The sequence below is a fragment of the Gottfriedia acidiceleris genome (assembly GCF_002128425.1).
Classification (GTDB): domain Bacteria; phylum Bacillota; class Bacilli; order Bacillales; family Bacillaceae_G; genus Gottfriedia; species Gottfriedia acidiceleris.
On the sequence record NZ_NESS01000003.1, the window covers coordinates 112,197 to 131,781 of the forward strand.

Here is a 19,585-nt window from a genome sequence, read left to right on the forward strand (position 1 = left end):
TCAATAAATAATGAATTTTTGACTAGCATTACTTTTTTGATCTAATCATTTTGCAAAATAAACTCGACCTTTTGAATATTTCCGGTAAACGCAAAGTCTCCGAATTCAGCATAGCTCTTACTCACAGGTAAATATGCGTCTCGTCCAATATCAATCCCCTCGATTGAGATTAAAAGCGGTAAGGTTTTTAACAAATCAACTTCTCCAACTTGGCGGTCATCTATGAATAACAACCCTTTCCCTTGTAACAAACCCGTTTTTGAAAATTCATATCGTATATTTGATTTTCCTACTGGGACCACTAATTTAGATTCAATTTTATAGACATTTCCTACATAATTATACTCATAGTATAATTTGTTATTTTGAATATAGATTGTATATCCGCTATATTGATTTCCGTGAGCAACTAATACTCCTTCACTCCTCATACTTGGACGGTCAATTGGTATAGTAATCGTGTATGATCGATTAAAAATAGGTGGTGAAGAAAGATTATGGCTCATTTTTGGATAGTAAGTAAATTCTGTACGAGATCTTATCTTATCATCCGGTGAGACATAAACAAATAATTCAATCGTTTTATCGATCATCGGAAACGCATTATATTTCTTGGCTTCTTTCAACCAGACATCTTGTAATTCTTTGAGTTTTTCAGGGAATGCTGTTGCCAAATCATGATTTTGAGAAAAATCCCCATTAATTTTATATATGCTCCATTTATCTTCTTCATATGGAGTTCCTTTTGTATGGAAGGAGATTGCTTTCCAGCCGTCATGCCAAATTGCACGTTGTGCTCCCATTAGGAAGTATTGAGTTTCCCGACTTGTATGAGCATTGGGATTTTCAAATGTATACTGCATACTTTCACCGTGTAGCTCCATTTGCTTAACACCTTTGATTTCTGTAGGTGCACTTATACCAAGCAAGTCTAGAACAGTTGGAGTTATATCAATAACATGGTGGAACTGGTTACGAACTGATCCAATATCTTTGATTCGATTTGGAAAATGATAAATTAAAGGAACATGAATTCCTCCATCAAAAGTTGTTTGTTTATAGTACTTAAAAGGTGTATTGCTTGCTTGTGCCCACCCACGAGGATAGTTTGGATGTGTATCCGGACCACCAATTTCATCTATTCGATCTAGAAAACTTTCTGTATTCGTCGGAATTCCATTAAAATATGAACCTTGTTCTAGAATCCCATCAAATTCCCCCTCTTGACTTGCTCCATTATCAGATAGAAACACAATCAAAGTATTATCCAATTGTCCGATAGTTTCTAGAAAGTCAACGAATCTACCAATTTGTTCATCTGTGTGAGTAAGGAATCCAGCGTATGTTTCCTGGAATCTTTCGAATAATCGCTTTTCATCTGGTGTAAGAGTGCTCCATTCCTTCACACCAGAGTTCCGTTCGGCAAGCTCAGTGTTATGAGGGACAATCCCTAATGATTTTTGACGTTCAAGTCTTTCTTCCCTAATTCGATCCCAACCTTTGTTATATGTTCCTTTATACATATCGATATACTTCTGGGAGACTTGGTGTGGTGAATGCTGTGCACCAAACGCAAGATACATAAAGAACGGTTTCTCTGGGAAAATGGAAGCATGATCAGAAATAAACTTTATCCCATGATCGACAAGATCCTCAGAAAGATGGTAATCAGGTGTTTTTGGAGGCTCGACACTATGATTATCGTAAACTAAACTAGGATTGTATTGATCAGTCATCCCCTCTAAAAATCCGTAATAACGATCGAAACCTTTTCCTAATGGCCAATTTTGATATGGACCTGCTGGTGTTTCTTCATAAGTTGGTGTTAAATGCCACTTCCCTACTGCAAAAGTACTATAATCCTTTTCCTTTAAAATTTCTGCTATTGTTCCAGCTGAAGGACTAATTTTACCTCGTGTACTAGGCACATCAGGACCCAAATCAAAATTTGAAAGGAGTCCCATCCCCACAGAATGGTGATTTCTTCCAGTCAATAAACTTGCTCTAGTTGGGGAACAAAGAGGTGTAACATGAAAGTTATTATAACTCAAACCATTTTGTGCTAAACGATCGATATTAGGCGTTTTAATTTCTGAACCGTAGCAACCTAAATCGGAAAAACCCATGTCATCAAGTACAATGTATACAATATTGTTTTTCATTTTCAATGTCTCCTTTAATTATGCATAGATTCAATTTTCTACTTATGTTTACTTAACATCTTTAGCACACCGAAATCCCATATTTCCAGTAGAACTATCAGGTGTATTAGAACTACGAGCAGCTACTCGATAACGATTACAGTAAGATTCATTACATAGATAGGATCCTCCTCGAATTACTTTTGAAGTACCGTATGGTATACCTTTAGGATTATCTCTAGTGTCATTAATATGATAAGTTGCACTGAACCAATCAGAACACCATTCCCATACATTCCCTGAAACATTATATAAACCATAATTATTAGGAGGAAACGATTTAGCTGGAGCTGTACCTTTATAGCCGTCTAATACTTGATTATTATTTGGGAATTCACCTTGCCATATATTTGCAAAATGATGATTATTAGGAAGTAATTCATCTCCCCAAGCATATTTCTTTTGTTCTAAACCTCCCCGAGCAGCATACTCCCACTCTGCTTCAGTCGGTAGCCTTTTTCCTGCCCAGTTGCAATATGCTGAGGCATCGTTCCATGATACATGAACTACAGGATGATCATATCTATTATCAATTGTTGAATCCGGTCCTTCAGGGTGTTTCCAGTTCGCCCCATCCACAACCAACCACCACGGAGTCTGTTGGACAAGTTGTTTAACTTTTAATCTTGTTTCACTAGACAAAAGCAAATGAAACACAAAGGACCATCCATAAATTTCTGCCTCAGTTTTGTAACCTGTATCAGATATAAATTCTTCAAACTGAGAATTAGTTATGGCACATGCATCTATGTAGAACGGATTCACCTTTATTTTACGTATTGGTCCTTCACCATCAGCTTTGTAACCTTCCGGATCATCAGTCCCCATTAAAAATTCTCCGCCTGGAATGTAGATACTATTTTCATCAGAAATTTTATGATCGCTTTTAACAACGCTTTGTCTAGAATATTGAGAAAAGCTTGATTTTTGATTACTTGGAGAACAGCATCCAAATTTTTTTTGTAGTTCCATTCAAATCACTCTCTTTAAGAAGTATTTAGTTGCAAGTAGGTTTCCTACGTCGTCTATTTCGCGAATAATAAAAAAGAAAGATACATAAGAATCATGAAGATTAATAGAGAAAATAGAATAGAAACAAAAACTATCGATTTATTTGAAGGTATATAAATACCTTTCTCAATTTCTTTTCTCTTCTTTGAATATTGAATCGTTGATAAAATCCCTGTTATAAAACCAACTACACATGCGTAAATGCCAAGAAATATTACTAATAAATTAATATACTTATTTGAACTAATCGTAATCGTAAAATGCAATGATGTTGTTAGGAACCCCACGCCAGTGATAGATATCGCAGTCCTTATCCAGGCTAAAAATGTTCTTTCGTTAGCTAGATGTTGTTGCGCATACTTCACATTTTGTCCATTTAATCCTTGCATCTTTGTTAGAGCTTCCATAGTATTCTCCTACTCATAACGATTTAGTTGATAATCATATTCTCTTTTCTCTAACTATCCAGGCTATCATGTCGAACTACAATGGCTAGCCAGTTCAAAAATCAAACTACTTTTGTTAGTAACCAAATCCGTTAAAACTCAGTTTAGTATTTGTTGGATATTTATATTTGCCAAGAAAAGCGTGAAGATTCAACAAATAAAGTTTACAAAACCCTTATGTGCTTCCTACAAATGTACGTAAAGCTCTTCTTAAAATTTTCCCAGTGCTATTCTTAGGGAGTTCCGTCAAAATCTCAATTTCTCTAGGATGCTTATACTTCGCTAATCTTTCTTTTGCAAACTCATTAATCTCTTCAACTGATACATTTACATCGTTACAAACGATAAACGCCTTGATACTTTCTCCATATTGATCATCTGGAATTCCAATTACAGCTGCTTCAACTACTCTAGGATGCTGATACAGTACCTCTTCAACCTCTCTAGGATAAACATTATAGCCACCAACTATAATCAAATCTTTTATTCTATCAAGGATATAAAAATAGCCATCTTCGTCCATTTTTGCTAAGTCCCCAGTGTAAAACCAACCATCTTTTAAAGAAGTAGATGTCGCCTCTGGCATTTCTAAATAGCCAAGCATTACATTCGGTCCTTGAACAACTAATTCTCCAATTTCACCGTTAGGAACTTCTTTACCATTCGCATCAACCACTTTATTAATTACATTAGGTATATTTAAGCCTATGGAACCTGGTTTTCTAATACCATTTAAAGGATTAAACGCAGTTATAGGAGAAGTTTCTGATAGACCATATCCTTCTAATATTTCGACTTCATATTTCTCTTGGAAGCGATTAAGTAATTCAATAGGCAATGAAGCACCACCTGAAATGCATGCCCGAATTGATGAAAAATCTTTTGCTGTAGCATCCTGTAATTGAGACATAAAACTGTACATTGTAGGAACACCTGCAAACAAAGTAGCTTTTGCTTTTACTATCGTATCTACTACTTCAGTAGGATTAAATTTAGGAACAATTATAATGTGTGCTCCACTTTTAATTGGAGTATTGATACAAACTGTCATACAAAACACATGAAACATTGGTAATGTCGCGATAATACGATCATATTCAGTGAACTTCACAAGTTCAGCAAATGATTCAGCATTTGAAACCAAATTATGATGAGAAAGCATTGCCCCTTTTGGTTGCCCTGTTGTACCTGAAGTATACAGAATAACAGCTAGATCATTTTCATATATAGGCGGTGCAACAAATACGTTATTAGAATTTTGTATAAGCTTTTCCCAGCTATTGTCAGATTCAAGTTCTTGCGTGTAAAAAATCATTTCCAAACTATCTAATTGATTAACTACAGACGATAAGGTAGATTTTATGGCACTACTAGCGATTACTGCCTTAGCTTTACTGTTTGAAATAATGTATGAAATTTCATTAGTAGTAAAGATTGGATTAATTGGTACTACTGAGGCACCAGTACGAAGAATCCCATAATACGCAGTGATAAATTCAGGACTGTTCCCAAGTAGCAATGCAATTCGATCACCTTTTCGGATACCTTTTGTATATAATCCTGATGCAACTTTATCAACCATTGAATCTAGTTCTTTATACGTTACACTCTGATTTAAAAATGTATATGCATATCGATAAGGATACTTTTCGGCACTATTTATCAAATTATTATTTAAATTACAACTCATAACCATCGTCTCCTTCTTAGAACTAACTATCAATAGTTTTAAACTCCATCAGGAAATTCCGATTCAACAAAAGTCGCAGCTTCTACCATGTATTTTGATGCATTCGTATACTTTGCAAGCTTCATAATATTCCCTCGTTCTAATTTTGTTTTACGAGTCATTAGTGCAGTAGTGGAATCCAATTTTTTGTCTAAAATTTTCTTCCAAACTTGTACATCTCCACTAACGATGTAAGGTACTGACTCAATATCTGCTGGTTCTGCAACACGTGCTTCACGACATTCACCATGCCATAAGTCTACATAAACTAATCGATCTTCATTTAGTCCAACCGAAGGATCGGCGTTCATTTTCATGATTAATGGCCACTCCCATTTTGCACCATATTTCCTGAACATTTCACTTTTATTAAGCTCATCTTTCCACTGCTCTGCCCAATCTTGAGTAAATACTTGTAATCCCATTTTCTACTCCTCCTAATTAAAAGATTCTATTGCTAACCCTCCCTTTAATTAAGGAGGGCTTTATTATTTTTCTTATGAATAAATTAATATTTCGATAGATCCTTAAATTCTAATCCATGTACATCACAATGTTCTTTATACATTTCTAAAGCGGATACCCAGTTTAATTGAAAAAGTGGGTTACCATCAGTATCTTGGAATTCTAGTAAGCCATCTAGAATATTAAGTGCGATAACATCTTCCTTACTATGCATTACAGGTTGATGAAGTGATCCTGCTGGTTCAAAAATGACATCTCCAGCTTTGGCAATCCATTCTTCCCCTTCATAATTCCATGCGCCTTGAATTGTATAAACAATGACTGTCCCATGGTGATAATGTGGAGGTAGTACTGCGCCTTCTGAAGCTTTTATTAAAGCGAAAAATTGACCACTTATTGGATTTACTTTTAATATTTTGATTTCAGCATTTTCAACCCATGGAATCCATGGTAATTCTTCAGGATTCATGTAAACTGTTTCTAATAATGGATATGACATAAAAAATCCCTCTTTCATTTGTTAGTTTTATATTATTTTAACTTTATTTTTGTAATTTTCTGATAATAAGAAATACGATATAACCTTACTTTTATTGACGAAACGCATTCTATTAATTTTAGAGACCTATAATTAATTAGTTACACCTCCCTATTATTCATTGCCTTATAACAAATCGACTATTTTATATTTTGAACACTCGGCATCGTATATAATCCATCTAATAGAATTTGTTTAGGTTCATACAATCTCATTACAAGGACAAAGTTGCCTGTAGGTGCAGGAAGCCAATTTGATTCATGCCCTTCCGGTATTGAGTTCTGGATATATAAATCTAGTGAACCATCATTATTGTATTTAAGTCCTTCTGTACGATCACCAATTGAATAACGATTAATTGGATTGTCTACAAAGAGTTGATCTGGTCCATATAAAGATAACGACCAAAAGCCATTTACTGGTAGCATTTGTTTTTTATCGATATGAATAACATATTGGTGATCTCCACTTAGTGGTTTTCCATCACTATCAAATGTAGTACGTGAATATATCGCTTCGATTGGAAGATGAGAACCTAATCCAAATGCTGCAATTGACGCTCTATTGAGGTAGTTCGTACCGTACGTACCAATATTTTTATTAAAGACGGTCCAATGATTGCTCTCTGTACCTACATTTGATAGAGATTTCAGCATAATTTCTCTTGCATCTTTCAGTGCACGTGTTAAACCGGCCATAGTTGCAGAATCGTTACTTCCTTGAAATCCTTTATTAGGATCGATTCCAATCAGTTTAAATTGAGATAACATAGACTCATCTCTTGATGGACCTGGAAATAATTTCATCGATCGAGTCATGATATCAAAGTAGCGTGCTGGATCATTGAAGTCACTTTCTGAAATAGTCGTTTTTAAATCGATTAATGGTTTTGCTTGTTTTTTATTTAAAGGTGCCAATGTATATTTGTTTTGAATAGCATATACATTTGCTAAATCCTTTTCTTCCTTGACTAATGTACGTCCAAGCAGCCAAACCATATTAGTAGGAGATTGAATAACTTTCGTACCCTTTGCAAATTTCCCTTTCCAATTCGGTCCTACAATAACATATTTAGCTGCATTTGTATCTTTCAAACGTGTACCAATGTAACGAAATGTGTTTGTATAAGCGTCCAAAAACTGGAATGAAAAATATCTACCTGGCTCTGCTTTTGGAATACTAAAAACTACTGGTCCTTTCGATAAATCCAACCAAGCTTGTGAATACAATGTATCGTTATTCGGAGCAACAATGTCTCTATCACTTGGATCTGCTAATCTTCTCATATGAGAAAATGTGTTCAAAGGAGTTTTTTGCATAGCTATTTGCATTGTTTTAACCATGTCTACGAGAGGAAATCCATATAGATATGCCTGGATTCCAATGCTATACGCTAAATTCTCACGATACTGATCTTGAGGTGCCACGACAGGATCAATAGTTTGTGTTGCTGTTGAAGGTGTGCCGGCAAATACGCTCCCTGTAAAAATAGACAAGGTGGCTAGCACTCCTACTACATTAATTAATAGTTTTTTTCTTTTCATGAAATATAACCCCTTTCCTTAAACGTTCTTATTTTTCCATAAGATGGATAGGATCTACGTAACCATTTTCTCTCTCAATATCTAATAAAAACAATCACCCCCCTTTATGTTTGAATAATCAGATTATTCGAGTTAATGTTACTACAGCTTTAGTTAATTTAATATATAATTATAGTATCGTTAAAGACTATCTAAGTATGGTTAGAAAATATTAAACAATCAAAAAAATAGTTTGCATTTTTCAAAGTATAAACCTCAAAACAAATTCTATTACCGTAAAAAAAACAAAAAGCTCAATCATAAGACTGAGCTTCACTAATTTGAATTCATTGGCTTAATTGGACTTTTAGAATTCATACAGGGAAGAAAAAAAGAAGTATTTTGAGCATCAATATGAGGAGAATCAAGTGGAACTAGTCCATATTGAGGAGGTCCATAAGCGAAGTTTGATTCAGTTGAAATAGAAAGAGTTTACTTTAAAGTGCAGGAATAATACCAAAAAAACGTTATCCTGATATATTTTTCCTCATAAAAAACTTTATCGGTATAATCCACCTGATTAATAGATTTAATTCTCTTGCATTCCTAGTTTTAGTTTTTAGGATCTCACATGGAGTCAAAAAGTGAGCCTTGCTGCGAATCGAGCAAGGCACTTCTGTTTTTATAAATTCAACTCAAAAATTTAGACTAATACAAAATTTCGGATTAATCCTAATCCTTTTTTAAACTATTAAAATTCTTCTTGTAAATGCCTTAAAAATTTTTCGGAAGTAATGGAATATGGGGTATTACGAGAATAAATATACCAAAAAGGATTTGGATAGTATTTTTCGATTTTCAGTGGAATAGCAATTATGTCTCCTTTCAAAACAAATGGACTATATTTGGCAAGATCGGATGATAACGTTATAGCTAGTCCTTCTTTAACTGTCCTAGAAATAATATCAATATTTTTAGATAAAAAAGAGACATTTGCATGTTTAAAAAATAAATCAAAAGGGGTTTTTATATGATCAGATTCGTAAAGAATAAAATTTTCATTCTTTAGTAATTCTGGCGTTAGTACACTATAATTTGCAAGTGGAGAATCTTGACTAACAAGAACACAAAGACTTCCATCATATAATTTCTCATATACTAAGTCCTGTTCATTTTTTAATTTCTCATCAGAAATAGTTAGAAAGCCTATATCATATTTACCAGATTTAATATCAACTAAAACATCATCGGGATTATTTTCATGAATGTTAATACTGATATTTGGAAACTTTTTTTTGAAACTTAACAATTTGTCAAAAATTAAATAAGAAATACTTGGAACACAAGATATATATAATTTCGCATTGAGTTTACTTGTACGATCACTTACAATGGTTTTTAACTCTTTATATTTTACGACTATTTCTGAGGCTTTTATGAATACCTCTTTGCCTTCCTCCGTTAAAATCGTCCCCGTCTTGTGGCGTTTAAATAATTTTATTCCCCATTCTTTTTCTAATTGTGTAATTGTTTGACTAATTACAGAAGTAGAAATATGAAGATTTTTTGCAGCCTTTGTAATTGATTTTTCTTTTACAACTTCTACAAGATAGTTTAGTTTTTCAATATACATTTTTATTTTCCTTTAAAATTATGACATATTGTATTTATAATCCATTATACTAAATTCTGTCTTTGTTTGAGCTTTTTGTTTTAACTATTAATTTCGCCTTAAAAATCAAGATAATGTATATTTGAGTAGTATATACTTGGAAGAAATGTGATTAAAGTTAAGCTATGTCCAAAAGAAAAAAGCCCTGCCTTATTAGTGAAACAATATATTCAGCGACAAAGCCAATATGATAAAAATATTCTATTAACATTCGAAAAGGATCTCAAAATATAGAGATCCTTTTAATATTTAACACTTATTCATCATCATGAGGATACTTGTGTGGACTATTAGTCAATTTCTTTAAATCTCCACGATAAAATACATCTTTGAATTCTTGTGGTCGAAACGGTATGATAGGAGCTAAAAAAGGAACACCGACAGATCGTAAGCTGGCCATGTATATAAATAACAAGACGAGTCCGATTCCCATCGCAGTTAATCCTAAGAAACTACCGATGATTAAAAATAGAAATCTTAATGTGAATATAGAGTTAAATATTCCTCCAGTGGTAAATAGTAAACTCAATAGAAATGTAGCCCCTACAATAATCAAACTAAGAGAATGGATTAGGTCTGCATCTACGGCTGTCGTGCTTATAACCATTGTTCCAATCAACGAAGCTAAAATAATTAAATCGCTTTGAATTCGAAATGATGCTATACCTAATATGTATAAAACAAGTATTAGTAGGAAAACTTCGAAAAAAAATGGAAGAATTGTACTTGATTGAGTAAAATACTTTTTGGTAAATTCTGCTGAAAACCAATTCTCATGAAAATTAGAGATAGCAACATATATTCCCGGTAAACAGATAGTTAGAAAGTAACAAAAGAATAAGATCAATCTGTTAGTGAGACTACCGTTTTTTGTGTAATATTCATTCGGAAGAGCCATATACTGAACAAATAATGCAGGCACAACTACTGCTTGTGGAGTTCCATTCACCAGAACTGCAATTCGTCCTTCATATTGGTCATCGAATTTAGCTTATACCATTCATGAGAGCGATTAGCTAAATTTGAAATGTTCAACTGATAAATCGAATCATTTAAAACGGGAAATTTAGGTACTCTCTTCATAAAATAAATACCAAATAAACTTTCTAAAAAGATACCTGATCTTAAAGTAAAAGACACATCATCAGCCTCTTTCCAGTTATCATAAATTTTAACAACATACGAAAAGTCCGTATTTCTTTTAGCAAATGTGTCTCCTCTCTTTTTAAACCCATTCGAAATGAATTGCGGTCCTATTATTTCATTAATAATTTTTCTATAAGTCTTCTCCAATTGTTTCACCCCCACATCATCTTGTTTTATTTCATTACACCAAATTAGTCAGCATCCTTTTTTAAATAAATAAAAAATAATCATGTAACTAATTTAGTTAGTGACCAGCTAAGATTCCAAGTAAAACCGAAATGTTTTAATCTTAATTTAGTAAGCAATGGACAAGCACAAATTTTTATTATTCTTTGTCGATTATGATGAGTTACAGATATTTGAATATGTAAATTGAAAAAAGTGAATCTTAATAATTACACCCTACCTCCAAAAATTATTGGAGGTGCAATTATGTCACTAAAAAAGTAGGTAATTCTTGGGCTTTCCGAATCGATGCTGGTACTGATCAAAAAACTGGTAAACGTAAACAAGTTTATCGTAGTGGTTTTAACACGCGTCGTGAAGCACAAGAAGAAATGATCAAGCTTAAAAATGAAATTGCAGAAGGAAATTTCATTGAACCTACGAAAGAACTATTTAAAGACTTCATTACAAACTGGGTCAATTCGACCTACAAAAGTGAGGTTCAAATAACCAGTTTTGAAAAGGCTCAAACAATACTTCGTGTCCATATAGTTCCTTATTTTCAATCAACACCTTTAGCAAAAATCACTACTTATGACATTGATCAGTTTTATGCTGCAAAATTAAATGAAGCTTTATCAAATGCCTATGTAAAAATTATGCACAATATTTTATCTAAAGCGTTTCAGAAGGCATTGCAGTGGGAATTGATAAAAACAAATCCGGTAAAAGAATCTACACCTCCAAGAATTTCTAAGACAAAAAAACAAACTTGGACTGTTGATGAAGCAAAACTTTTTTTAGAAGTTTGCGCACGTGATAATTATTTAATCCCATTTCAATTAGCCATTTTTACTGGAATGCGTCGTGGTGAAATTTTAGCTCTTAGATGGCGTAACGTTGATCTAGTAAAAGGTGTTATTTACGTTGAAGAAAACTTAGTACGATCTAAAAATAAAGGTCTTCTTGTAAAAGAGCTAAAAACAGACCATTCACTTCGAGAAATCTTTATATCCGATAGCGTCATTAAATCATTACAAGAGCATAAAACCTCCCAGAATCAAATGAAGTCAAAAGTAAAAACCTTTAAAGATCTTGATTTAGTTGTTTGTGCAAAGAATGGAAATTACCTAGAGCCTAGAAATTTAATTCGTAAATTTAAACAACTCACTCGAGAAGCGAATATTCCTGTTATTCCTTTTCATAATTTGCGCCACACTCACGCCACAATTTTAATGAGAATGGGCGAGAATCCTAAAATTGTTAGCGAAAGATTAGGTCATTCAAGAGTTGAAACAACACTTGGTATTTACTCACATTCCAATGAAGAAATGCAGAAGAATACAGCTGATCGATTTGATAAGAAATTTGGTTTAAATTAATGTGCTCGTGAAGTTTATGTGCAGTCTTTGTGCAATGAATAATATTCATTACAATAAATGGAATTAAATGAATATATAGAAAAAGCCCAAACCCTTGTTATACTTAGGTTTGAGCTTCCTTAATTGTATGATCCCAACTGGACTTGAACCAGCGACCCCTACCCTGTCAAGGTAGTGCTCTCCCAGCTGAGCTATGGAATCGTATTATATTTGAGAGACAATTCTCTCTAATTAATTCTATTATACTGTTTTGTCTAACACTCTTCAACCAATATTTAACAAAAAATTTTGAATATAAGTCCACTAGAATGTAGTTTTCAATCTTGAAAAATGCTCATCTATTCGACTTTGCTTCTATTTCGTTAATTGTATGCATTAAATCTTTCCATCTTAAATCTTTGTCTCTTGGTATATTACTTAAAAGAATACTACCAACCACAATTGTTAAGAACAAAAGTAAAACACCCACACCAAACACAAATGTCTGAACTTTATAGTTTTTAACGATTTTAATCATTTTACTTTTCATAGGCAGATCTCCCCTATAGTTAAATATTAATATTCCTTAACCAATCATAGTGAAGGAAACACTCTCTTTACTATTAATATTTTCCTGTTTGCCTATTATGTAATCAAAAATTAGAAAAATTGTTTACTATTGAGCATTTTAATGACTTTGTAAATGTGCAAGCACTAATGATTTATCTCTACTTATTCTTTTCTATTAAAATATTCCACAAGATTATTTTAAAGAACCATAAAGGACATGCTTTTTTCTCCACTCTATGTATCTAGAACTAACATCCACACTATATCTTATTTTTGTTAGCTCTTTTTCTTTATCTCTGTATATTCTGAGCTTTTGTTTTTCTTTTGATTTGATTCGATCTCCGCCGATTTCCGTTTATTTCTTCTTTTTGAGTTTTTGTTCTCTTTTAGTGGTTTATTCCCTTTCTCCTTTTGTTCATCATTCGTACTAAATAATTCTTTTTGTTCAGAGTATAAAGATATGATTGAACCGCCAGCTTGAATCCAACTTCCACTATATTTTAGAAGTAATGCTAATTCTTCGTATTCCTTAATTAATGGGTTTGTTTCAGTTTCTTCTGCAAATTGTTGAAGTACATCAAAAATGACTCCGTCTGATAGATCACTAGGCCCGCCTTGCTCGCTAGAAATTGATTCCTCCTGTTGACTTGGAATCGTTTCATCTGGTTCTTCAATTGGTTCGTAATCTGGTAATCTACCAAAAAGCTTCTCTATTTCATTCAATATTTCTTCATTTGATACTACCGCTTCTTTGTAATCAACTCCATTAGATATTAATTCTTCACTATCATGATTTTCTGGCAATCTACCTGTATATTCTTGTACTTCATCAAATATGATTCCGTCTGAAAGTTCACTAGCCTCGGCCTCTGGAACACTGCCAGGATATTCTTGAAGTACATCAAATATGATTCCATCCGATAAATCACTTGGTTGTTCTACTTGCTCAGTTTCTTTTAAATAGTCTTTTAAATCCTCTATTTCTAGCTCTACGAAACCAGCTAATACTTGTAATGTATTACCAATCGCTTGTAAAAAATTACCCATGAAACCAGAAACATCAAATTCCTCATCACTAAATTCCTCTAAGGCTGCCAATAGTCCACCAAAAGCTTGTTGTGCATTACCAGTCATATTTAATTTTATTGCTCGGTCTGCATCTTTTTCTTCTTCTACTTTTTCTTCCTCTGCTTCTGCCTCTAATAAACTAAATAATACAGTGACATTACCTGAAGCTTGAATAATTTCACCTGCATCTTCTAAGACACTAGGTTCTCCTAAAAAAGCTTCTATTATATTACCGATCGCTTGAAAGGAATTCCCACCAAAATCTAGATGAAAACTTATATCCTCCCATCTTTTTCGGTTTTCTCCCTTTAATCCTCTCATAGGTGTACTACTAATTGCCGAACTGATTGTTCCGATCGCATTCACCCATGCCCCAATAACCTCCATTACTTGGCTCATTATAAAACACCAATCCTTGATTAGTCATTTAGGATTAGTATATTCATCTATTACGTTTAAACGTTCCAAATAGGGAAATGTAATTGAGCCCTAAATAAATTTATCCAACTTTCTTCTTAAACAATTCAATTTTTGATTTTTCTCCTACAATAAAAATTAAATCATCACTTTGAAAAACTACGTCTCCAATTTGGGATACCATTGGCTCACCCTCGCGGATGATCAGGACAACTGTTATGCCATATTTCATCGAAAAATTCATTTCTCTTAATGTTTTGCCAATCAATTTCTCAGGAATAACTGTTTCAACTCCAGCAACATTTTTTGTAATTTCGATGTATTCGATTATTCCACTCATCGCTTCCATACGTGCTGCTTTATGTCCAGCTTCCTCTTCTGGATAGATTACTAAATCCGCTCCAATACTTTCTAAAATCCCACCAACTTCACGATTATTTGCTTTACAAATAATTCTTTTTACATTTCTCTCTTTCAATCTTCTCGTTATTAAAATGGAGGCTAACGAGTCACTTCCGATCGCGACAAATACTGCATCAAATTGACTCACATTTAAGTCTTCAAGAATAGACTCCTCACGTAAATCACCAATTACAGCATATTCTGTGTACTCTTCCAATTGCTCTAATGTCATCTTTTCTTTATCGCAAACAACAACTTCGTGACCTAATCGATCAAACTCTTTTACAATTCCTCGACCAAATCTTCCAGCACCTATTACTAAGTATTGCTTTGGCATATAAAAATCTCCTCCTTACCCAACTGCTAAGTCTTTTTCAACATATTTTAATTTTTGATTATCAACTCTAAATACGAAATATATTAGCGTAAAGATCCCAATTCTTCCAATAAACATTAATAAAATTAATATTATTTTTGACAAACTATGGATATTTGTTGTAATCCCTAATGATAATCCGGTATTTGTAATTGCCGAAATAACCTCTAGTAAAATTAAATCTAATTGAAACGGTTCAAAAACTGAAATAAAGATTGTTGCAAATGTAATTAAAATAATAAAACTCATCGCAATCACAAATGCACGGTCAACTACCTCTTTCTTTACACTCGTTCTAAAAATAATTGTATCGTCTTGTGACTTAATAACTGAAAACATTTTTGCAGCTAAAACCGAGACTGTTGTTAATCGTATACCTCCTGCTGCACTCGAGGAAGCTCCACCGATATACATAAGCACTAGAATTATTAATATTGCAGGCAATGTTAGTTCTGCAATGTCAAGAGGTGCATACCCTCCATTTCGACTAGTGACCGATAAAAAAAGTGAATTTGTTAGTTGATCAAAAAAATTTAAATGTTTAAACGCATGGCCTCTTTCAAAAAGCCAAAAAACAATTGTTCCAAGAATCATAAACGAAAAATGCAGTCGCATATTAATCCTTGTAAATAAGGATTTTTTCTTGTGGTATTTATAGATGTACTCCATTATAGTCGGATATCCTAATCCTCCTATAAAGATTAACGCTGCAGTTACAATTAGGACTAAATTATTTTTTTGAAACGAAATTAAACTATTTCCAAATAAATCAAAACCTGTATTTGTAAAGCTTGCAATAGAATGGAATGCAGTAACTAGTAAAGTTTCTTTTACTGAGTCGTATTTCTCCCTAAATTGACTGTAAAAAAATAAGCCACCTATAAATTGAAAAAATAATGATGTATATAATACTGACAAACTCAATCTTCTAATTGACTTAATGCTACTTTGATTTTGGTCCTTGGATACGACTAGTAAATTTGAAATCGTCATCCGTATTCCGAGCATCATAAAACCGTAACTAATAAAAACAACGATTCCAATCGCACCAATTTCCATTTGAATCATTAATAATATTTTTCCCCACACATTAAATGTCTCAACTAAGTTTACTGTTGTTAATCCAGTTACACTAATCGCACTTGTTGAAACAAATAAACTGTCAATATAACGTATATTCGAAATTCGTGTAAATGGAAGATAGTAAAAGAATGAAAATAAAAATGTAATGATTATATAAGAAATAAATATGTAATGAAGAGGATTTTTTACTTTTTTCTTCTTTCTTTTCATAAGTAGCTCTTTTTCTCCTTTAATTTGCTGGATAAAAGTTTATGGAATAATTTTCTAATAGCTATTATCTATTCTACCTATTTTAAGTTAAAAAACAAAAAACTTTCAAATCATAAAAAAGATTTGAAAGTCGTTTTAAGAACTGTACTAAGGAAAAGCTTATTCCAGCCTCGTTCCTCATTCTCTATGCTGAAGATGAATTATCCGATTTTACTTGGATTGATGCAACTTCTTTTTGTTGTTGATATAAATACAAGAACACACTTACAATTACAATTGTCCCTCCAACTAGCTGAAATGATGATAACATTTCGTTAAGTAGGAAAACTGCTAAAATAGAAGCACCTACTGGTTCCCCGAGTATACTCATTGATATTGTCGTAGCATTTACGTAATTTAATAAATAGTTATTTATAATATGTGCTAATGAAGGAATAATGGCAGATGCAATAAATATAATCCAATCTTTTGATTGGTAGTCAAAGAAATTATCCATTGTTACGATATTATAGATTGTTAAAAATGCAGCTGAAAATGCAAATACCCAAAAACTATACACCCAATGAGATGTATTTTTTACGGTTGTTTGTCCAACCATTAAATAGAGTACTGCAGCAATTACACTCAAAAATGAAAGAATATCACCTTTAAACGCTGACATACTTAAGCCGATATCACCGAATCCTATTAGACATACACCAATAATAGCGATAATCATACATATTTTAGATTGCATAGACGTTCGCTCTTTAAATACAAAGAATCCAAGAATCATTGCAACTAATGGCTGAAGAGCCAATATTATTGTTGAGCTCGCAACAGAAGTGAAAACTAATGAACCATACCATAAAATAAAATGGACAGCTAACATTAATCCACCTAAAGCGAATGATTTATAATGCGATTTTTTTAAAGCTTTTAACTCATTCTTTCGCTTCAATACAAATGGTAGCATCCAAATACATGTAAACCAGAGGCGATACATGCTTAAAACAGATGGAGAAGCATTCGTCCATTTAGCTAATATAGCTGAAGTTGAAATCGCAATAATGGATAAAATTAATAATGACATCATTGCATTAGGTTGTTTTTTACTCATGTTTCACCTCTTTTAGTCTTATTTTGTAAGCGTTTAATACATTTTACTTTTCTAAATTTTTTGTATGAAGTAACATCTAATTATATCATCCTAGGGAAAAGAAGAGGAGACATTTTATGATTCAAACAAATGGTACTAGAGAAGAACATACATTATATAGTGAACACATCAAAAAAGAAATTACATTTACTATATACTATTCAAGCATGTACACTCCGTTAATAAAACATCACTTATTAATTGCCCAAGATGGCCAAGACTATTTTTGTTTAGGAAAAGTTCATCGAGTAATTGAAAAATTAACAAAAGAAGGATCAATTCAACCTACAATTATTGTGGGAATTCCATATTCGTCACCAGAGGAGCGTTTTAAACTATACCACCCTTCTCAAGTGGGTCAAAAAAATTATATTCGTTTTTTAGCTGAAGAATTACTTCCATATTTAGATGATCATTTACCTTTACTTGGATTAGCTCATAGCAGAACATTAATCGGCGATTCATTAGGTGGTACTGTTTCATTACAAGCCGCATTTACATATCCTAATACGTTTGGTCAAGTCATTATGCAATCTCCATTTGTGAACGATGACGTAATCGAATTTTTAAAGAAAACAAAATTAAATTCAATCCTTTCTATTGTTCAAACTGTTGGAAAACAAGAAGAAAATGTTTTCACTCCAAGTAAGCAATGGGTTAATTTTGTCGAAGGTGGTTTACAGTTAAAAGATTATTTAGCAAACTTCCCTGTAGAATTACATTATGCAGAATATGAAGGGGACCATACTTGGACAAACTGGGAAAAGCAACTTGAAGACGTATTAAAAATTAGTTTAGTAAAATAATTCGTGAAACTTAGCGATTTTCAAAAAATTTGGTATAATTAAAAATAGGTATTTTTCTTTCGTTAATTTTTTCAAATTAAAATATATAGTATCGAAAACAGGAGGTAATTTTAATGAAATGTGGCGTTGTTTTTTTCCCATCTAATTTCGTTCAAGAGAAAGCTAATGAGTATAGAAAACGTTTTGATCCAGCTTATACGTTAATCTCTCCTCATGTTACATTAAGAAGTGGATTTGAATTAAGCGAAGATCAACTTCCAAATATTATTTCACAATTAAATGAAATTGCGAGTCAAATTGAACCATTTGAAATGGAAATTAATAAAGTAAGTTCTTTTGCACCAGTTAATAATGTCATCTATTTAAAAGTTACACCTGTTGAAGCATTAAAAGAGCTTCATGAAAAAATGCACACTGGAGAATTTCCTGTAACAAAAGATTATGCATTCGTACCGCATATTACGATTGGTCAGCAATTACAAGATGCTGAATTTGCTGATATTCTTGGCCAGTTACGTATGATTCAATTTAGTTACAATGAAGTTGTAGATAACTTTAAATTAGTTTACCAATTAGAAAACGGTGCTTGGGAAGTTTATGAAACATTTAAATTAGGTGCAAAAAAATGAGCATTCGCACAATAGTAGCAGCAACAGATGAAAGTATACAAGACGCTCTTAAAGTACGAGTAGAAGTTTTTGTAGAGGAACAACAAATTTCAAAAGAATTGGAGTTTGATGGCCTTGACGAAGAATGTATACATTTTGTTTCATACGATGGAGAACAACCGATTGCTGCAGGTCGACTTAGATTAATCGAATCGACTGGAAAAGTTCAGCGAATCTGTGTTCTAAATAGCTATCGAGGAAAAAAAATAGGAAATGAAATCATGTACTTAATTCATAAAACAGCAAAGGAAAAAGACTTAAATCAATTAGTCCTACATGCACAAGAATCTGCAATTCCTTTTTATGAAAAATTAGGTTATAAAATCTCTTCCGAAATATTTTTTGAAGCTGGAATTCCTCATGCTGAAATGAAACTAAAATTGAATTAAACACATTTAAAACTATGATTCAATTGAATCATAGTTTTTTAATGGGGCTTAAAAAAACTATACATGAGGCTATGTGACGAACAACGCTCTTACGAATGAATTTACTTCTATACATATGAAAAGATACTTTTTTCCCATTAAAATTCACTTTTCGTACACAAATCTTTTTGGTAACATAGATGAGTCTGCTTTAATTTTAAG

The 19,585-nt window shown here is 32.7% G+C and carries 19 protein-coding genes, 1 tRNA gene and 1 pseudogene; 5 read left to right on the plus strand and 16 right to left on the minus strand.

Annotated elements, in window-relative coordinates:
* Positions 1–41 precede the first annotated feature (41 nt).
* The 10 genes from B6K90_RS07015 to B6K90_RS07060 all read right to left on the minus strand — a co-directional run bounded on the left by B6K90_RS07015 (position 42) and on the right by B6K90_RS07060 (position 10,878).
* Positions 42–2,162 (minus strand): arylsulfatase, encoded by a 2,121-nt coding sequence (locus B6K90_RS07015; RefSeq protein ID WP_088012035.1) that lies wholly within the window; start codon positions 2,160–2,162, stop codon positions 42–44.
* A gap of 48 nt (positions 2,163–2,210) precedes the next feature.
* A complete protein-coding gene (locus B6K90_RS07020) occupies positions 2,211–3,173 on the minus strand; it encodes a formylglycine-generating enzyme family protein (protein WP_088012036.1) in 963 nt (320 codons plus the stop codon).
* 53 nt (positions 3,174–3,226) lie between these two features.
* Positions 3,227–3,619: a YidH family protein gene (locus B6K90_RS07025; RefSeq protein ID WP_088012037.1), complete on the minus strand. Its 393-nt coding sequence runs from the start codon at positions 3,617–3,619 to the stop codon at positions 3,227–3,229.
* A gap of 214 nt (positions 3,620–3,833) precedes the next feature.
* The gene (locus B6K90_RS07030) at positions 3,834–5,348 is read right to left on the minus strand and encodes a long-chain-fatty-acid--CoA ligase (RefSeq protein WP_088012038.1); all 1,515 of its coding nucleotides are present in this window, start codon (positions 5,346–5,348) and stop codon (positions 3,834–3,836) included.
* A gap of 38 nt (positions 5,349–5,386) precedes the next feature.
* Positions 5,387–5,812 (minus strand): SCP2 sterol-binding domain-containing protein, encoded by a 426-nt coding sequence (locus B6K90_RS07035; RefSeq protein ID WP_088012039.1) that lies wholly within the window; start codon positions 5,810–5,812, stop codon positions 5,387–5,389.
* Between the two features lie 83 nt (positions 5,813–5,895).
* Positions 5,896–6,351, minus strand: a complete 456-nt coding sequence (locus tag B6K90_RS07040; protein ID WP_167555300.1) for a 2,4'-dihydroxyacetophenone dioxygenase family protein — start codon at positions 6,349–6,351, stop codon at positions 5,896–5,898.
* Between the two features lie 179 nt (positions 6,352–6,530).
* Complete coding sequence (locus B6K90_RS07045; protein ID WP_088012041.1) at positions 6,531–7,934, minus strand: DUF1254 domain-containing protein; 1,404 nt, start codon at positions 7,932–7,934, stop codon at positions 6,531–6,533.
* A gap of 730 nt (positions 7,935–8,664) precedes the next feature.
* On the minus strand, positions 8,665–9,546 hold the full coding sequence (locus B6K90_RS07050) for a LysR family transcriptional regulator (protein WP_088012042.1): 882 nt from the start codon (positions 9,544–9,546) through the stop codon (positions 8,665–8,667).
* A gap of 295 nt (positions 9,547–9,841) precedes the next feature.
* A complete protein-coding gene (locus B6K90_RS07055; RefSeq protein WP_167555301.1) occupies positions 9,842–10,534 on the minus strand; it encodes a spore germination protein in 693 nt (230 codons plus the stop codon).
* On the minus strand, positions 10,531–10,878 hold the full coding sequence (locus B6K90_RS07060) for a DUF4304 domain-containing protein (RefSeq protein ID WP_167555302.1): 348 nt from the start codon (positions 10,876–10,878) through the stop codon (positions 10,531–10,533). Before B6K90_RS07060 ends, B6K90_RS07055 begins: the two co-directional genes overlap by 4 nt.
* A gap of 320 nt (positions 10,879–11,198) precedes the next feature.
* Between B6K90_RS07060 and B6K90_RS24520 the strand changes: the two are divergent.
* Positions 11,199–11,312, plus strand: a pseudogene (locus B6K90_RS24520) (Arm DNA-binding domain-containing protein); the annotation flags it as partial.
* Entirely contained in the window at positions 11,289–12,278 is a 990-nt protein-coding gene (locus B6K90_RS23970) for a tyrosine-type recombinase/integrase (protein ID WP_088012045.1), read from the plus strand. The pseudogene B6K90_RS24520 and the gene B6K90_RS23970, both read left to right, overlap by 24 nt.
* A gap of 128 nt (positions 12,279–12,406) precedes the next feature.
* Here the strand turns inward: B6K90_RS23970 and B6K90_RS07070 are convergent.
* From B6K90_RS07070 to B6K90_RS07095, 6 genes are all read right to left on the minus strand, one after another.
* Positions 12,407–12,479, minus strand: a tRNA-Val gene (locus tag B6K90_RS07070).
* Positions 12,480–12,612: 133 nt separating this feature from the next.
* Positions 12,613–12,807: a hypothetical protein gene (locus B6K90_RS07075; protein ID WP_088012046.1), complete on the minus strand. Its 195-nt coding sequence runs from the start codon at positions 12,805–12,807 to the stop codon at positions 12,613–12,615.
* A 296-nt stretch (positions 12,808–13,103) separates the two neighbouring features.
* Positions 13,104–14,294, minus strand: coding sequence for a DUF6944 family repetitive protein (locus tag B6K90_RS07080; RefSeq protein WP_088012047.1), 1,191 nt, complete (start codon positions 14,292–14,294; stop codon positions 13,104–13,106).
* A 100-nt stretch (positions 14,295–14,394) separates the two neighbouring features.
* Entirely contained in the window at positions 14,395–15,051 is a 657-nt protein-coding gene (locus B6K90_RS07085) for a potassium channel family protein (RefSeq protein ID WP_088012048.1), read from the minus strand.
* A 15-nt stretch (positions 15,052–15,066) separates the two neighbouring features.
* The gene (locus tag B6K90_RS07090; protein WP_328588125.1) at positions 15,067–16,416 is read right to left on the minus strand and encodes a TrkH family potassium uptake protein; all 1,350 of its coding nucleotides are present in this window, start codon (positions 16,414–16,416) and stop codon (positions 15,067–15,069) included.
* A 151-nt stretch (positions 16,417–16,567) separates the two neighbouring features.
* A complete protein-coding gene (locus tag B6K90_RS07095) occupies positions 16,568–17,482 on the minus strand; it encodes a DMT family transporter (RefSeq protein ID WP_088012050.1) in 915 nt (304 codons plus the stop codon).
* 116 nt (positions 17,483–17,598) lie between these two features.
* On the opposite strand from B6K90_RS07095, the gene B6K90_RS07100 reads away from it, so the two are divergent.
* From B6K90_RS07100 to B6K90_RS07110, 3 genes are all read left to right on the plus strand, one after another.
* Positions 17,599–18,327 (plus strand): alpha/beta hydrolase, encoded by a 729-nt coding sequence (locus tag B6K90_RS07100; RefSeq protein ID WP_088012051.1) that lies wholly within the window; start codon positions 17,599–17,601, stop codon positions 18,325–18,327.
* A 113-nt stretch (positions 18,328–18,440) separates the two neighbouring features.
* Entirely contained in the window at positions 18,441–18,956 is a 516-nt protein-coding gene (locus B6K90_RS07105) for a YjcG family protein (RefSeq protein ID WP_088012052.1), read from the plus strand.
* Positions 18,953–19,384, plus strand: coding sequence for a GNAT family N-acetyltransferase (locus tag B6K90_RS07110; RefSeq protein WP_088012053.1), 432 nt, complete (start codon positions 18,953–18,955; stop codon positions 19,382–19,384). The genes B6K90_RS07105 and B6K90_RS07110 overlap by 4 nt, the downstream gene beginning before the upstream one ends.
* The last annotated feature ends 201 nt before the right edge of the window (positions 19,385–19,585 follow it).

What these genes read in the sequence shown, in the direction of transcription:
- B6K90_RS07015 (WP_088012035.1), bottom strand. Translation starts at nt 2,162, where the DNA reads ATGAAAAACAATATTGTATACATTGTACTTGATGACATGGGTTTTTCC.
- B6K90_RS07020 (WP_088012036.1), bottom strand. Translation starts at nt 3,173, where the DNA reads ATGGAACTACAAAAAAAATTTGGATGCTGTTCTCCAAGTAATCAAAAA.
- B6K90_RS07025 (WP_088012037.1), bottom strand. Translation starts at nt 3,619, where the DNA reads ATGGAAGCTCTAACAAAGATGCAAGGATTAAATGGACAAAATGTGAAG.
- B6K90_RS07030 (WP_088012038.1), bottom strand. Translation starts at nt 5,348, where the DNA reads ATGAGTTGTAATTTAAATAATAATTTGATAAATAGTGCCGAAAAGTAT.
- B6K90_RS07035 (WP_088012039.1), bottom strand. Translation starts at nt 5,812, where the DNA reads ATGGGATTACAAGTATTTACTCAAGATTGGGCAGAGCAGTGGAAAGAT.
- B6K90_RS07040 (WP_167555300.1), bottom strand. Translation starts at nt 6,351, where the DNA reads ATGTCATATCCATTATTAGAAACAGTTTACATGAATCCTGAAGAATTA.
- B6K90_RS07045 (WP_088012041.1), bottom strand. Translation starts at nt 7,934, where the DNA reads ATGAAAAGAAAAAAACTATTAATTAATGTAGTAGGAGTGCTAGCCACC.
- B6K90_RS07050 (WP_088012042.1), bottom strand. Translation starts at nt 9,546, where the DNA reads ATGTATATTGAAAAACTAAACTATCTTGTAGAAGTTGTAAAAGAAAAA.
- B6K90_RS23970 (WP_088012045.1), top strand. Translation starts at nt 11,289, where the DNA reads ATGATCAAGCTTAAAAATGAAATTGCAGAAGGAAATTTCATTGAACCT.
- B6K90_RS07075 (WP_088012046.1), bottom strand. Translation starts at nt 12,807, where the DNA reads ATGAAAAGTAAAATGATTAAAATCGTTAAAAACTATAAAGTTCAGACA.
- B6K90_RS07080 (WP_088012047.1), bottom strand. Translation starts at nt 14,294, where the DNA reads ATGAGCCAAGTAATGGAGGTTATTGGGGCATGGGTGAATGCGATCGGA.
- B6K90_RS07085 (WP_088012048.1), bottom strand. Translation starts at nt 15,051, where the DNA reads ATGCCAAAGCAATACTTAGTAATAGGTGCTGGAAGATTTGGTCGAGGA.
- B6K90_RS07095 (WP_088012050.1), bottom strand. Translation starts at nt 17,482, where the DNA reads ATGAGTAAAAAACAACCTAATGCAATGATGTCATTATTAATTTTATCC.
- B6K90_RS07100 (WP_088012051.1), top strand. Translation starts at nt 17,599, where the DNA reads ATGATTCAAACAAATGGTACTAGAGAAGAACATACATTATATAGTGAA.
- B6K90_RS07105 (WP_088012052.1), top strand. Translation starts at nt 18,441, where the DNA reads ATGAAATGTGGCGTTGTTTTTTTCCCATCTAATTTCGTTCAAGAGAAA.
- B6K90_RS07110 (WP_088012053.1), top strand. Translation starts at nt 18,953, where the DNA reads ATGAGCATTCGCACAATAGTAGCAGCAACAGATGAAAGTATACAAGAC.